The sequence below is a fragment of the Klebsiella sp. genome (assembly GCF_027492335.1).
In the GTDB taxonomy this organism is placed as follows: domain Bacteria; phylum Pseudomonadota; class Gammaproteobacteria; order Enterobacterales; family Enterobacteriaceae; genus Klebsiella; species Klebsiella huaxiensis.
Genome location: NZ_JAPUEW010000008.1, coordinates 298,180 through 313,186, shown reverse-complemented (window position 1 = coordinate 313,186; position 15,007 = coordinate 298,180). Strand labels below are relative to the sequence as shown.

Annotated in this window: 12 protein-coding genes and 1 pseudogene; 4 read left to right on the top strand and 9 right to left on the bottom strand. The window is 55.9% G+C overall.

Annotated elements, in window-relative coordinates:
• Positions 1 to 256: pseudogene (locus tag QVF11_RS03460) on the bottom strand (DUF2157 domain-containing protein); the annotation flags it as partial.
• 15 nt (positions 257 to 271) lie between these two features.
• On the bottom strand, positions 272 to 1,138 hold the full coding sequence (locus QVF11_RS03455; RefSeq protein WP_142512091.1) for a helix-turn-helix transcriptional regulator: 867 nt from the start codon (positions 1,136 to 1,138) through the stop codon (positions 272 to 274).
• Between the two features lie 109 nt (positions 1,139 to 1,247).
• Between QVF11_RS03455 and QVF11_RS03450 the strand changes: the two genes are divergently transcribed.
• Both QVF11_RS03450 and QVF11_RS03445 read left to right on the top strand, forming a co-directional pair.
• A complete protein-coding gene (locus QVF11_RS03450; RefSeq protein ID WP_287855231.1) occupies positions 1,248 to 2,675 on the top strand; it encodes an MFS transporter in 1,428 nt (475 codons plus the stop codon).
• 77 nt (positions 2,676 to 2,752) lie between these two features.
• Positions 2,753 to 3,997, top strand: a complete 1,245-nt coding sequence (locus QVF11_RS03445; protein ID WP_287855230.1) for a mechanosensitive ion channel family protein — start codon at positions 2,753 to 2,755, stop codon at positions 3,995 to 3,997.
• A 5-nt stretch (positions 3,998 to 4,002) separates the two neighbouring features.
• Here the strand turns inward: QVF11_RS03445 and QVF11_RS03440 are convergent, their stop codons facing one another.
• Together QVF11_RS03440 and QVF11_RS03435 are read right to left on the bottom strand one after the other, a co-directional pair.
• Complete coding sequence (locus tag QVF11_RS03440) at positions 4,003 to 4,983, bottom strand: LacI family DNA-binding transcriptional regulator (RefSeq protein WP_287855229.1); 981 nt, start codon at positions 4,981 to 4,983, stop codon at positions 4,003 to 4,005.
• A gap of 70 nt (positions 4,984 to 5,053) precedes the next feature.
• A complete protein-coding gene (locus QVF11_RS03435) occupies positions 5,054 to 5,959 on the bottom strand; it encodes a LysR family transcriptional regulator (RefSeq protein WP_287855228.1) in 906 nt (301 codons plus the stop codon).
• 181 nt (positions 5,960 to 6,140) lie between these two features.
• Here QVF11_RS03435 and QVF11_RS03430 point away from each other — a divergent pair, with 181 nt between their 5' ends.
• Complete coding sequence (locus QVF11_RS03430; RefSeq protein ID WP_112215328.1) at positions 6,141 to 6,890, top strand: SDR family NAD(P)-dependent oxidoreductase; 750 nt, start codon at positions 6,141 to 6,143, stop codon at positions 6,888 to 6,890.
• A 117-nt stretch (positions 6,891 to 7,007) separates the two neighbouring features.
• The gene (locus QVF11_RS03425; protein ID WP_112215329.1) at positions 7,008 to 7,424 is read left to right on the top strand and encodes an Exc2 family lipoprotein; all 417 of its coding nucleotides are present in this window, start codon (positions 7,008 to 7,010) and stop codon (positions 7,422 to 7,424) included.
• A gap of 39 nt (positions 7,425 to 7,463) precedes the next feature.
• On the opposite strand, the gene QVF11_RS03420 is transcribed toward QVF11_RS03425, so the two are convergent.
• The 5 genes from QVF11_RS03420 to QVF11_RS03400 form a co-directional block, all read right to left on the bottom strand.
• Positions 7,464 to 8,615: a Gfo/Idh/MocA family protein gene (locus QVF11_RS03420; RefSeq protein WP_287855227.1), complete on the bottom strand. Its 1,152-nt coding sequence runs from the start codon at positions 8,613 to 8,615 to the stop codon at positions 7,464 to 7,466.
• A complete protein-coding gene (locus QVF11_RS03415) occupies positions 8,612 to 9,640 on the bottom strand; it encodes a sugar phosphate isomerase/epimerase family protein (protein ID WP_287855226.1) in 1,029 nt (342 codons plus the stop codon). Before QVF11_RS03415 ends, QVF11_RS03420 begins: the two co-directional genes overlap by 4 nt.
• A gap of 16 nt (positions 9,641 to 9,656) precedes the next feature.
• Positions 9,657 to 10,898, bottom strand: a complete 1,242-nt coding sequence (locus QVF11_RS03410) for an MFS transporter (protein WP_287855225.1) — start codon at positions 10,896 to 10,898, stop codon at positions 9,657 to 9,659.
• Positions 10,899 to 11,251: 353 nt separating this feature from the next.
• Positions 11,252 to 12,628 carry a phenylalanine transporter gene (gene pheP / locus QVF11_RS03405; RefSeq protein ID WP_287855224.1) on the bottom strand — a complete coding sequence of 459 codons (1,377 nt, stop codon included), beginning with the start codon at positions 12,626 to 12,628 and terminating at the stop codon, positions 11,252 to 11,254.
• A gap of 140 nt (positions 12,629 to 12,768) precedes the next feature.
• The gene (locus QVF11_RS03400; RefSeq protein WP_112215334.1) at positions 12,769 to 14,979 is read right to left on the bottom strand and encodes a TonB-dependent receptor; all 2,211 of its coding nucleotides are present in this window, start codon (positions 14,977 to 14,979) and stop codon (positions 12,769 to 12,771) included.
• Positions 14,980 to 15,007 lie beyond the last annotated feature (28 nt).

The following is a 15,007-nucleotide window of genomic DNA, read 5'->3' as shown; positions in this document are numbered from 1 at the left end:
GCGTCAGCGCCGAGCTGCTGAACAGGCTAAGTAGATACTCAATCAGGTCGCTGTCAGCAAACAGGCTGCCCAGCGCCACCAGCACGCAGGCCAGCGCGGTCCAGAAAGCGTAGCGGCTCAGACGCTGCCAGTCGAAGGGTGAAACGTGCAGCGTTTGCGCCAATCGCTGGCTATCTTCCGGTATTAACTCGCCGCTGTTCTGCCAGGCGTCCAGAGCACGCTGAATGATGCGTTGCTCTTTACGGGTAATATTCATAGGCATTCCTTGTCATTATTGTTTATCCAGCCACGCCAGCGCTTTCTCGCCCGCTTCATCCATCGGTAAATAGACCAGCAGACGCGAGCCGTTGCGCGGGGCCGAATACCAGTACATCTGCTGCAAGCTAAAGCGTCCAAGCTGCGGATGGTTAAAGTTTTTCACCTGATTCTCCACTCCGCGCACTTCATAGCGCTGATGCCACAGTGCCTCAAACTCAGCCGAAGCGGCGAAAAAGCGCGCCAGTTTATTCTCCCACAGCGGGTCGCCGCGGTGCTCCGCCATCGCCGCGCGAAAGTAAGAGACAAATGTCGCCAGCACATCACGATTTTCGATCCGGCTGCGCCAGGTTTCATTGGTCAGGTACAGATAAATGCAGTTGCGATCCTCTTCCGGGATCGTGGCGAAGTCGATACCCATCAGCCGACAAAAGCTGTCGTTCCACGCCACAATATCGAAGCTCGGCTTCTGAATGCTGGCGGGCTGCGGCATCAGGCTATCAAGCATCCGCCGGGTACCGGGGCTAATGCCTTCGCATACCGTGATCTGAGTGGCCTCCGGCGGAGTCAGCCCGGCCAGTACAAACAGATGCCGGGTCTCCAGCGGGCTACACTGGAGCGCATTCGCCACCCCCACCAGCACCGCCTCAGACGGATTCACTTCCCGCCCCTGCTCCAGCCAGGTGTACCAGGTGACGCCAACATCCGCCAGCATCGCCACCTCTTCGCGACGCAGGCCCGGCGTGCGTCGCCGTCCGACGCGCGGCAGCCCCAGGCGCTGCGGGTCGAGGCTTTCTCGCCGGGCACGTAGAAAAGCACCCAATTGCTTACGGCTATCGTCGGGCACGATCGAAAGCGCTTCTCGTTGCGGCATCGTCGTCATAAAACCTCCAGCATGGTAGTACCAATACCAGTATAGACAGGAACTGGTACCCGTTTAAATTATCGGTGATGCTACGGCCATCCGCTGAATGACGCAATGGAGAGATCCGATGAATTCGTCTGCTGTTTCACCCGGCCGCGCCGGTTTATTCCTGCTGTTGACCGGCCAAATGCTGCCGTTGATCGACACCTCGATCACCAACGTCGCGCTGGATTCGATCACCCAATCACTGAATGCCAGCGCCACCCAACTGGAGCTGATTGTTGCGCTATATGGCGTCGCCTTTGCCGTCTGTCTGGCGATGGGCAGCAAACTTGGCGATAACTATGGTCGCCGTCATCTGTTTATGTGGGGCGTAGCGATTTTTGGCGTCGCCTCCCTGCTGTGCGGGATGGCAAATTCCATTCATACCCTGCTGGCGGCACGCACCTTACAGGGAGCCGGTGCAGCGCTGATCGTGCCGCAGATCCTCGCCACTTTGCATATCACCCTGAAAGGCACAGCCCACGCCCGGGCCATCAGCCTGTACGGCGGCATTGGCGGTATCGCGTTTATCGTCGGTCAGATGGGCGGTGGTTGGCTGGTATCGGCGGACATCGCCGGTTTAGGCTGGCGAAATGCGTTCTTTATCAACGTGCCAATCTGCCTGCTGGTGCTGGCTTTTAGCCCGCGCTACGTCCCCGAGACCCGGCGCGAAGCGCATTCGCGTATCGACTGGCAGGGCACTTTCAGCCTTGCGCTGATCCTCTGCTGCCTGTTGTTCCCAATGGCGCTGGGGCCGGAACTGCACTGGCCGTGGGCGCTCCAGCTAATGTTAGTCGCCGTGCTGCCGCTGCTGCTGTGGATGCGAGCCAGCGCGCTGGGCAAACAGCAGCGCGGCGAACAACCGTTATTACCGCCCCGCCTGCTGAAGCTCACCAGCATTCGCTTTGGCATGGCCATCGCCCTGCTCTTTTTCAGCGCCTGGTCCGGGTTTATGTTCTGTATGGCGCTGACGATGCAGGCAGGCCTGGGAATGGCGCCATGGCAGTCCGGCAACAGCTTTATCTCCCTCGGCGTGGCCTATTTCATCTCTGCGCTGTACGCGCCGAAGCTGATTGCCCGCTACACCATGGGGCGCATCCTGCTGATTGGCCTGTCGGTGCAGATTGTCGGCCTGCTGCTGCTGAGCGCCACGTTTTATCACCTCGGAACCCAAACCTCTACTCTGGCTCTGGTGCCGTCCACAGTGCTTATCGGCTATGGGCAGGCGCTGATCGTCAATAGCTTTTACCGCATCGGAATGCGCGATATCAGCGCCTGTGACGCCGGGGCCGGGAGTGCGATTCTCAGCACCCTGCAACAGGCGACGCTGGGACTTGGCCCGGCGATTCTTGGTTCGCTATTTTTAACCCTCGCCCACCGCAGCGGCGGCGACTATCCGCAGGCGTTAATCGATTTTCTGGCGGTTGAGGTGGTGATGATGCTGATATTGGGCGCCATCGCACTATGCCTGCGCCATCATCTGAACGTGCATCCGGCGGTAGCGGCTTCATAATTCACATCTGCGTAACCTGCGATTTGCATAATAGTCATCCAGCGGTCATCATAACCGCTGGATGTAAAGGAGACGTTATGCAGGAATTAATATCGCAAATCGCCGCATTAGGCATCGAAATAACCCCCACCACTTCACTCATTATTATCTTCGGCATTATTCTTCTGACGGCAGTTGTCGTTCACCTTATTCTGCACAAAGTGGTGCTGCGTACCTTCGAAAAGCGGGCGCAGGCCAGTAGCCATTTGTGGCTGCAAATCATCACGCAGAACAAACTGTTTCACCGCCTGGCCTTAACCCTGCAGGGGATCATCGTCAACGTGCAGGCGGTGTTATGGCTGCAAAAAGGCAGCGAGGCTGCGGAAATACTCACCACCTGTGCGCAGCTGTGGGTGATGATATACGCGATGCTGTCCTTCTTCTCACTGCTGGACGTGGTGTTCAATTTATCGCAGAAATTCGCCACCGCCTCTCAGCTTCCGCTTAAGGGGATATTTCAGGGGATAAAGCTGGTTTGCGCGATTATCGTCGGCATTCTGGTTATTTCATTATTGATAGGCCAATCCCCGGCGATTCTGATTAGCGGCCTCGGCGCAATGGCCGCGGTATTAATGCTGGTATTCAAAGACCCGATTCTCGGCCTGGTGGCCGGTATTCAGCTCTCCGCCAACGATATGCTTAAGCTCGGCGACTGGCTGGAAATGCCGAAATACGGCGCTGACGGCGCGGTGATCGACATCGGCCTGACCACGGTGAAGGTGCGTAACTGGGACAATACCATTACCACCATTCCAACCTGGTCGCTGGTGTCCGACTCGTTTAAAAACTGGAGCGGCATGTCCGCGTCCGGCGGTCGACGCATAAAGCGTAGCCTGAATATCGATACCACCAGCATTCATTTTCTTGATGAACAAGAGCAGCAGCGCCTGATTCAGGCCAAACTGCTGAAGCCGTATATGGATTCCCGTCATCAGGAAATTAGCGCCTGGAACCAGCAAAATGCGACCGATCAATCGGTGTTGAACCAGCGCAAAATGACCAACATCGGCACCTTCCGCGCTTATTTGCAGGAGTATTTACGCAATCACTCGCGCATTCGCAAAGATATGACGCTGATGGTGCGCCAGCTGGCCCCGGATGCCAGCGGTCTACCGATTGAGATTTACTGCTTCACCAATACCGTGGTGTGGGCAGAATATGAAAGCATCCAGGCGGATATTTTCGACCACGTGTTCGCGGTGGTTGATGAGTTCGGCCTGCGCATTCACCAGTCCCCCACCGGCAACGATATTCGCTCGCTGGCGGGAGCAGTATCTCAGTAAGGTTCTCAGGCACTGGCGCGGGGGATCACGCGCCAGTCCATCATCACCCGCTCAACGGCAGCGTCAGGATTGTCGATTCTTTTCATCAATAACGTCACCGCCGTGCGACCAATCGCGCGCGAGGGCTGCTCAACGGTGGTCAGCTGCGGCGAGACCACTTCCGCCAGTTCGGTGCCATCAAAACCAATCACCGCAATGTCTTCCGGCACCCGTAGTCCGGCCTGCGTAATGGCCCGCAGTGCGCCCGCCGCCAGTGAGTCAGAAACGGCAAATACCGCATCGGGCTTTTCGTCCAACGCCAACAGCTGTTCCATCGCCTTTTTACCGGCAGCGGCGCTAAGATCGCTGGCGTAGGTCACCTGTTGATAATTCAATTCGCGTACGTGCAGCACGCTTTTATAGCCGCGCTCGCGCAGACGGGAATAGCGATAGCTGAGATCGTGATTTATTAAAGCAATGCGTTTTCGTCCGCTGTCGACCAAACGCGAAACCGCCCCCTGAGCCGCGTCGACGTCGTTAATGCCGACGCAGGAGATGCTGCCGTTATCGGCATATTCCGCGCACTGGACCCACGGCGCGTCGCCAATCATGGTGGTGAGTTCCGGCAGGCTGGAGAGCGCGTTCATGGTGATAATGCCGTCAACCATTTTGCCAGAAAGTAGTTGCAGGCCAGAGGTAGAACGCGCCAGGTCCGACCCGGAGTTACACAGCAGGATCCGGTAGCCGTGCTTTTCAGCCTCTTCTTCAATCCCCTTGACCACTTCAGCGCAAAAGGGATTCGCAATGTTAGAGACCATCACCAGAATCATGTAGCTACGAGCCGTTCGCAGCTGACGGGCCAGCAGATTAGGCTGATAGTTACTCTCTTTAATGGCCTGCAGTACGCGCTCGCGATTCTTCTCTTTGACGGTATCGCTATTATTTAGTACCCGCGATACCGTCGCCACCGAGACGCCCGCCAGGCGAGCGATTTTCTGAATTGACATAGAGACTGCATTTCCTGCAATAGACGTTATATTTCGCAGGCTATCATAATTCTCTGGTTCCTGCGGTCAATTACCCTTTCACCGCCGCCGGAAACGTCTCCACAAGCCATTCGACAAATACACGTAGCCGGGACGTAACGTGTCGATTCTGCGCATAAACAACGTGAAATGGATAAGGAGTTGGACGCCATTTGCTGAGTATTTCCACCAGTGTTCCGTTCGCCAGTTCGTTTTTCAAAGAGTAGGAGAAGGTCTGCACAATACCCAGCCCAGCTTCCGCAGCCGCAATATGGGCATTGCTCTCATTAATACCAAGGTGATATTCCGTTTTGATCTCCTGGGTAATGCCATTGCCCTCAAAGCGAAATGGAAAGGCTCTTCCGCTGGCGGGAGACAAATAGCTGACAAGCCGGTGTCCGTTCTTCAATTCATCAGGATAAGCGGGAATACCGTAGAGTTTGAGGTAACCCGGCGTGGCGCAGGTCATTATCGTTGCTTCACCGATTTTGCGGGCGATAAGCGTCGAGTCGTCCAGCGGCCCACCTCGGATAGCACAGTCGATGTTGCCGCTGATAAGGTCCGTGGGGCTGTCAGCTACCGCCAGATCAATGCGGATATCCGGATAGGTCGCCATAAAGCCAGCCAGAAGAGGGATCAGAATATCGCGGGCGGTTGATCCTCCTACCGAGACACGCAGATGGCCCTTTGGCTTATTGCGAGAAGCTCTAAATGAGGCGTCAATCTCGTCCAGGTCCTTAAGAATACGCACTGCTTTTTCATAGTACTCGCGCCCTTCCGACGTGACGGTAATGCGTCGAGTTGTACGTTGCAGTAAGCAAACGCCAAGATGAGATTCAAGCTGTTGAATCGCTTTACTGAGGGTGGCATTGGGCATATTCAACGAGTCTGCGGCCCGGGTAAAGCTGTTGGCTTCGACAACGCGCGTAAAGACTTTGAGGGCTGAAAACCGATCCATTATTCGCTTTTTCCTGATAGCAGTCGGCGATTATTCATAGGTGTGAAGAGTGTTTTTCACATTACTACGTTTTTTGCACCCGTGGCTGAAGGTACAGTGACAACCGTACTTAGCCGCCAGGTTATCACTGTAAGTCGATGACTCAATTGGCATATTCATACTTTAGTTAAGGAAGTGCATCATGAGTAAAAAACTTTCGGCAAAAATCGCGTTAGTCACCGGCGGTAGTTCGGGTATCGGCCTTGCGTCAGCACAGGAGCTGGCAAATCAGGGTGCGACGGTGTACATCACCGGCCGCCGCCAGGAGGAACTTGACGCTGCGGTGGCGTTAATCGGTCCCGCAGCCAGAGGGATCCGTGCCGATGCCTCGATTTTAAGCGACCTGGATGGCGTGTTTTCGACCATTGCCAGCGAATCTGGACGACTGGACGTGCTTTTTGCCAATGCGGGCGGCGGCGACATGATGCCGCTGGGCGCCATAACAGAAGAGCACTTCGATCGTATTTTTGGCACCAACGTGCGCGGCGTGTTGTTTACCGTTCAGAAAGCCTTGCCGCTGTTGACGCAGGGTGCATCCGTCATCCTTACGGGCTCTACGGCGGCGGTCAAAGGGACCGCGAATTTCAGCGTGTACAGCGCCAGTAAGGCCGCCGTGCGTAATCTGGCACGTTCATGGGCGCTGGACCTGAAGGATCGCAGTATCCGCGTGAATGTGGTCAGTCCGGGGCCAGTGCGTACACCGGGCCTGGGAGGGCTTGTCGCGCAAGAGCAGCGCCAGGGACTCTTTGATATGCTGGCCGCCGACGTACCGCTGGGGCGCATTGGCGAGCCGGAGGAAGTAGGGAAAACTGTCGCTTTCCTGGCTTCTGACGACGCGAGCTTTATTAACGCATCTGAAATCTACGTTGATGGCGGGCTGGCGCAGATCTAAAAAATACGATACCTGAAGACCCCTGGATAAATGGGTCTTCGGGTGCTACCGTGCTATTTTTCCTGTACTCAAATTATCCAGAGTGCATATTCTAAATAATTAGGGATGATGTCATTAATGAAACTAAAAATAGCGATTATCGCATTCAGCTGTTCTCTTGCCGCTCTCTCCGGCTGCACCTCCTCAAAATCTTCGCCGGAGCGCCATGCTTACTATTTTGTCTCACACCGCACCGATTTTGTCGGCGGTAATTTCGCCACTAACCGTCAGGAAAATTACCGTTTAAATCTGCCAAACTTTACCGAGATATATGCTCAGGGCCAGAAAGACAAGGCGTCAGGCATGAGCGAAAACGATGCCCGCCGCACCGCTGATGCCATCAAGCAGCAGGCGGCGCAGGGCACAAAGACGCAGCACTCTTTCAACGGCAACGCTAGCGATAAGTGGGACAACGCAATGGAGGATAAAGACGCCGTGCTGTTCGGCAACGAGCTGTCCGGAGCGTATCTTGATGGCTATCATGGCGTGAAATAATTCAGCCGGTGCGCGAAATGCGCACCGCAGTCTCTCCCGTTACCTTGCCACCCTCACCCAGCGCTGCTGCTGATGGCTTTTCACTATTGCATCAATGATGTACATCACGTCCGCGCCCTCATAAAACGACGCAAAGCGCCGCAACCGCTCTTCCGGCATCTCTCCTGCACGAACCGCCTGATAAAAGCTCAGCATCATATTTTTAAACGCATCGGGCCAACCTTCGATATGCCCGCCAGGAAAATGAGCGCTGGCGGCGACCTCACCCTGCATCAGGCTTGGGTCGTCGCTCAGCAGCTGGTTTGGCCGCTGGCGATGCCCTATCCATAGACGCTGTGGTACTTCCTGATCCCAGGCCAGAGAGCATTGACTGCCGTTGATCTCTACCGTCAGGCCATTTTTTCTCCCGGCACTCACCTGTGAGACGGTGAAGCAGCCTTTGCCGCCATCATCAAAACGGAACAGTACCGACCCCATATCTTCAGTATCGACGGGACGTTCTTCATAACGCACATCGTCACTATGCTGGCTAAAAGTAGCATCCCCGGCAACGGGCGCTTTGCGCGTCGGCCAGACGATAGACAGATCAGCCATCACCTCTACGATGCGTCGGCCGGTCATAAACTGCACCGTATCGCACCAGTGGGAGCCGATATCCGCCACCGCCCGCGATGCGCCACCCTGCGCCGAATCGACCCGCCAGTTATAGTCTGTTTCCAGCAGCATCCAGTCCTGGAGATAGCTGCCGTGTACGCCAAACAGCCTCCCGACATCGCCATTGCGCATCATCGCTGCTGCCTGCTGCACCATCGCAAACTGGCGATAGACAAAACTAACACCGTGGACCACTCCTGCACGTTCTGCCAGCGCCACCAGTTCACGCGCCTCTTCCGGCGTCATGCATAGCGGCTTTTCAGAAAAGACGTGCAGCCCGGCTGAGAGGATCTGTCGGTTAATCTGCGCATGCAGATGGTTCGGCGTGCAGTTATGCACCACCTGCAATCCGGGGTGCGCCAACAATGCCTCAACGCTACCGTAGGCATGTGCCACGTTGAGCTGCCGCGCCTTCTGCTGCGCCAGCTCCAGGTTACCGTCGCACAGCGCGACCACCTCAATATCGCCCACTCTGCGTAGCGCTTCCAGATGCGCCGGGCCAATAAACCCGGAGCCAATAATACCGACTTGAATCATTTTGCCCCCTCCTTGCCTGCGGCAAAATCATCAAACGCCCGCCCGGAAACCGGGATGATATGACGACGGATAAACTCGCTGCCTTCACGCGCACCAACCTCTGCATCCTTCAGGCAGCATTCCCACTCCAGCACCGCCCAGCCGTCAAAATCGTATTCGGTAAGCTTGCTGAAAATCGTTTTGAAATCGATCTGCCCATCGCCCAGCGAACGAAAACGCCCCGACCGCTGCTGCCAGTTTTGATAGCCGCCGTAGACTCCACTGCGCCCGCTGCGGCGGAATTCCGCGTCTTTGACGTGAAACGCCTTTATTCGCGAGTGATAGATATCGATGTACGCCAGATAGTCTATCTGCTGGAGGTGCAGGTGGCTGGGGTCGTAGAGCATATTGCAGCGCGGGTGGTTATCAAGGCGTTGCAGGAAACGCTCAAAGGTCACGCCATCGTGGAGGTCCTCGCCGGGATGGATTTCGTAGCATAAATCCACGCCCTGCTCGTCGAATACATCAAGCAGAGGCCGCCAGCGCCGGGCCAGTTCGTCAAAAGCTTCATCCAGCAGCGGCTGGTTATGCGGCGGCCACGGATAAAAATAAGGCCACGCCAGCGCTCCGGAAAAGGTGGCGTGAGCTTTTAGCCCCAAACGCGCGGAAGCCACCGCTGCCTGACGTACTTTCTCCACCGCCCACTGCTGGCGCGCCCGCGGGTTACCGCGCAGCACAGCGGGAGCAAAAGCGTCAAAGGCCTCGTCATAAGCCGGATGCACGGCCACCAGTTGCCCTTCAAGGTGTGTTGAAAGCTCGCTGATCGCCAGGCCATATTCTGCCAGTATGCCGCTCACTTCATCGCAGTAGGTCTGGCTTGCCGCCGCCTGCTCGACATCGAAAATTGCCGGATGGTTGCAGGGGATTTGCAACGCCTGATATCCCAAACCAGCGGCCCACTGCGCTATCCCTTCCAGCGTATTAAACGGCGCATGCGCGCCGATAAACTGCGCCAGAAAAATGCCCGGTCCCTTGATCGTTTTCATACCACCTCCTGAAAAATTAATGCTGCTCTTTATCGTTGTACTGGAAAGAGAAAAGGAAAATCAGTGCGATAACCGCAGCGGCCACCGCCGGGATCCACCAGAAAGTCACCCACGCCTGCGGTACCGTTTGTCCCGCGACCAGTTGGTTATACAGCGCGCCGGAAATCTGCGAGCCCAGCAACATACCGATACCGTAGGTGAACATCACAATCATGCTCTGTGCCTGACCTTTGACCTTCTCGCCCGCCACGCGGTCGGTATAGATAAAGCCGACCACGAAGAAAAAGTCGTAGCACACGCCGTGCAGCAGGATGCCAAGATAAAGCAGGAAGCGCCCCTCTTCGCTAACGCCCAGCGCAAAGAAGGCGTAGCGTACGAACCACGCCGCCATGCCGATCAGCAACATGTATTTGACGCCCAGGCGGCGGAACAGCAGCGGGATCACCAGCATAAAGAAGATTTCTGACATCTGACCGAAGGACATGGCGGTGCTGACGTCCGCAACCCCGGCATCCGCCAGATAAGAGGCGGTATAGGCGTAGTAGGTGCCCAGCGGAATAGAGATCAGCGTCGCGCACAAGGAGAAAATCAGGAAGTGGCGCGTTTTCAGCAGCGCGAAAGCATCGGCGCACAGCAGATCGCGAAACTGCACCGGGGTCCCTTTCGCCGGGGCCGGCGTGTGCGGCAGCGTCAGGCTATAAATCGCCAGTACCACTGAACACAGCGCCGCGAGGGTGAAAATCCCGGTGGTATCGGAAATACCGGTCACGCCGATGCAGATGCCGGCGATAATCCAGCCGATAGTGCCGAAAACGCGGACCACCGGAAAAGTCTTGTCGACGTTCGCCAGGCTGTGGAACGCAATATTATTAGTCAGCGCCAGTGTTGGCATATAGCACAGGGTGTAGCCGAACAGCAGGCCAATCAGCAGCGCACCGTTTTGCGCCACCAACGCCTGCGGCACAAACCACAGAATCACCGCCCCGGCCAGATGCATGACCGCCATTACCTTCTGCGAAGCAAAGAAGCGATCAACCAGCATTCCCAGCACAAACGGCGAGAGAATCGACGCAATCGGCCCGGCAGAGAAAGCATCGCCAATCAGCAATGACATCTCATAGCGGGTCATCACCAGGCCCAGCGTGACCGACCAACTCCCCCAAATAAAGAACTGCATAAACATCATTAACGACAGCCGCGGCACCAGAAAACGGTGCGTTACGCGGGCACTTTCACGACCTTCGGTTGTTGTTGTCATGTTGACCGCCCTTAAAAAGTAATCGATTACAAAATAGATTCAAATGAAAAGTAATCGATTACAAAAAGAAGATCGCGGGGAAAATGCGCTAAGCGCGAAGAAGATCACAATAAAAGGCAATGTATACCCTAAATAATTCGAGTTGCAGGAAGGCGGCAACGCAGTGAATTCCCAGGAGCTTACTGAAGTAAGTGACTGGGGTGAGCGACAAATCTGTCAGGAACAGATTTGAACGCCGTATTGCGGCGGCCCGTAAGGGCGAGGCTCATGGATGAGCCGAGTAACAAAGCCAACGCACATGCAACTTGAAGTATGACGGGTATAGCCCCGCCGGACGGCGAGGCTGTCACGCCCTACGCCGGGCGGCGCAGAGTTTTAAAGGCCACAAACAGGAACAGGATCCACACCGGCAGCAGAATCGCCGACAGACGCATACCGTCGATCGTGCACATCAGCACCAGGATCAGCCCCAGAAAGGCGATGCAAAAATAGTTGCTGGCAGGCGACAGCAGCGCTTTAAACTTCGACTCACGCCCCTTGCGGCGCTGGGCAGCACGGAATTTCAGGTGCGCCAGGCAGATCATAATCCAGTTCAGCAGCAGCGTCGCCACCACCAACGCCATCAGCAGTCCGAGGGCTTTCTGCGGCAGCAGGTAGTTAAGCAGCACCACCAGCGAGGTGATAATCCCGGACAGTATCAGGGAGTTGACCGGGACGCCGCGCTTGCTGACGCGAGCAAGAAACTTCGGCGCGTTGCCCTGCACCGACAGGCCGAACAGCATCCGACTGTTGGAATAAACGCCGCTGTTGTAGACCGACAGCGAAGCCACCAGAATCACGAAGTTCAGCGCTGAAGCCACCACGTTACTGTCGAGATTATGGAAAATCATCACGAATGGACTACTGTCGGATTTGATTTCCACCCACGGATAAAGGGCCAGCAGAACTACCAGCGAACCGATATAAAACAGCAAAATACGGTACACCACCTGGTTAACCGCTTTCGGAATGCTCTTCTCTGGATTGTGCGCTTCGGCGGCGGTAATGCCGATAAGCTCCAGACCGCCGAAGGAGAACATGATCACCGCCAGCGACATAATCAGCCCGTGCCAGCCAGTGGCAAAGAAGCCACCGTGTTTCCACAGATTGTCGATCCCCGCTTTGCTGCCGCCGTGTCCGCCAAACAGCATCCACAGACCAAAGCCAATCATGCCGATAATCGCCAGCACCTTAATCAGCGCGAACCAGAACTCCGCTTCGCCGTACAGGCGAACGTTAACGAGGTTAACCGCATTGATAATAATGAAGAAGACGGCGGCCCAAATCCACGTCGGCACGTCCGGTAGCCAGTACTGCATGTAGATCCCGGCTGCGGTCAGCTCAGCCATCCCCACCAGCACAAACATCACCCAATAGTTCCAGCCGGAAAGAAAGCCCGCGAATGGGCCCCAGTATTTATAGGCAAAGTGGGCAAAGGAGCCAGAAACCGGCTCTTCGACGACCATTTCGCCAAGCTGGCGCATAATCAGAAAAGCAACGATCCCGGCGACGGCGTAGCCGAGCAGTACGGCCGGTCCCGCCATTTGAATCGCTGGCCCAATGCCGAGAAACAGGCCGGTACCGATGGCGCCGCCAAGGGCGATAAGTTGGATATGTCGGTTCTGTAAACCGCGGTGAAGCGTCGGGCCGCTTTCCTCTACGGCATCCGACGACGTTGACGCGTCTTTCACGTCGATCCCCTGTGTGTTTATATGAAGGGGCACCTTGTAACACTTATACCCGTCATACTTCAAGCCGCAGATGCCCTGGCTTCATACGTTCATTGATTTATCACAAGGGGCGAGCAGCCCTGCCCGCCCCAGCGTTTTGCTTAGAACTCGTAGCCGACCGAAACCTTAAACGTCCGCGGCTCACCGCGGAACAAATAGGTTCCACTGTCATCAGCTCCGGACCAGTAGTTCTCATCCGTCACGTTATCCACCCCCGCCCGTACCGTCATCTGGTTCTGATTCTCGTTAAGCGCCAGGCGATAGCGCACGCCGAGATCCAGGGTGGTGTAGCTATCAATCTTCTTGGTGTTCGCCTGATTGGCATACTGCGAACCGGAGTGGTTGAGGCGCGCGGTGGCGGTCAGACCGTCGATGGGCTTGATATCATACTCTGCGCCAAGCACCGCGTAGAACCCCGGCACGCCAATCGCTGTTTTACCATCGTTGATGCCATCTTTGGTTTTCGACAGCTCGGCTTCCAGCCAGGTGGCGCTGGCGTTAAGACGCAGGCCATATAAAGGTTCACCGAAGATATTAAATTCAACGCCGCGGTTACGCTGCTCGCCGTCAAGACCATAGTGTTTCTTGCTGTCGAGGAATGCTGATGGCATTTTAATTTCAAACAAGGCTAGCGAGCCGCCAATACGGCCGAAATCTGCCTTCACCCCTACTTCGTTTTGTTTGGAGTGGATGATCCCAATACTTTCACCGTAGTTAGTGGCGGAGTTCGGTGCATTGCTGCCCGGCTGAAGAGCTTCGGTATGGTTGGCGTATAAAGAGATAACCTCCCACGGCTTGTAGACCACCCCATAGGTTGGCATCCAGCGACTGTCGTCATACGCATCGCTTTGCAGACCGGTGGTTTTGTCGTAGTTACGCACAACCACTTTTTGATGGCGCGCGCCAGCGGTAAACAGCAGCGTATCGTCCAGCACGCCCAGGGTATCGCTCAGCAGCCAGCCCTGCGAACGGGTACGCCCGCTGGTGAGCGGATCGTAATAGTCGCCGCCGAAGGAAGAGTTAGCCGGAGGCGCAACCTGCTGGGTATTGTAAATATTGACCAGCGGGTTATCGGCAGCCTTAGACATCCGCCACGCGGTTTGGTCATTTTGAGTTTTCGCCGAATAGCCAACGTTCACTTTGTGCGAAACAAAACCGGTAGCGAACTCGCCGCGAATGCCGGCCATGCCGCTGGCGGTATCAATATAGCGGTTGGTATCCAGACGACCCGCCGTGGCGTTGCCTTCTCGATCGATAAGCTTCGAAGCGCTATACAGACCGATTTCATGGGCATGCTGAGCGCCCAGCGACGCATAGGCAGTCCATTTATCGACAATGTCGTACTCCATTCTCAGCATACCGAACTCATTTTCGATATCGCTGTAAGCCCATTTTTGCGTGTAGTTGTGGGTATTGCCCGGCAGACGCGGGATAAAATCAACAGCTGAAATATTGATGCCCATCGGGCCGCCGTGGAACGTTTTCTTCTGATAGCCAAAATCAAAAGAGCTGCGCAAGCGCTCGCCGCGATAGTCGAGACCAATAGCGGCCAGAGTGGTTCTGCGCTTGTCATTCTCGACCGCCGCCTCGCCTTCACGATGCACCAGGTTCACCCGCGCGCCGAACTGGTTATCGTCACCAAAGCGACGGCCTAAATCCAGCGAACCACCGACCTGAGAATCAGAGGTATAGTCCACGCCAACGTTGGCGGTCGGGGTATCTTCTGCACGCTTCGGCTCCAGGTTAATCATCCCGCCGACGCCGGAGCTGGCAGCACCGTTGAGCAGGGCGTTCGCGCCTTTAAAAATCTCGACCCGCTCCAGCATAGCGGTATCCATCACCTGACGCGGCACCACGCCGGACAGGCCGCTCAGGGTCATATCATCGCCATCGAATTTGAGGCCACGAATACGATAGGTCTCGGCATAGTTACCGTAGCCCTGCACCGGCTGAACTCCGGCATCGTTGCTCACCACGTCGGTAATGGTTTTTGCCTGCTGATCCTGAATCAGCTTCGAGGTATAGCCGATGATGCTAAACGGAACGTCCATCGCATTTTGTTCACCGAGCATCCCCAGACGGCCGCCGTTCGCTACCTGACCGTCCAGATAAGCAGGCACTACCAGATCGCCGCCAGATTTAAAATCGCTGTCGGAAGTCGCCCGGACGACCATCGTTTCTTCTGTTTTTTTGCGTTCAGCGTCGTTTTCCGCCGCCGTGGCTGAATGGGTAATAGCGCCAATAGTCAACGCCAGCAGCGTTTTCCGTAGCGGGAAAGCCGAATAGTGAGAGGTAAGCATAATTTGTCCCATAGGTGAGGAAAGTCAAACAAGGGGCCCG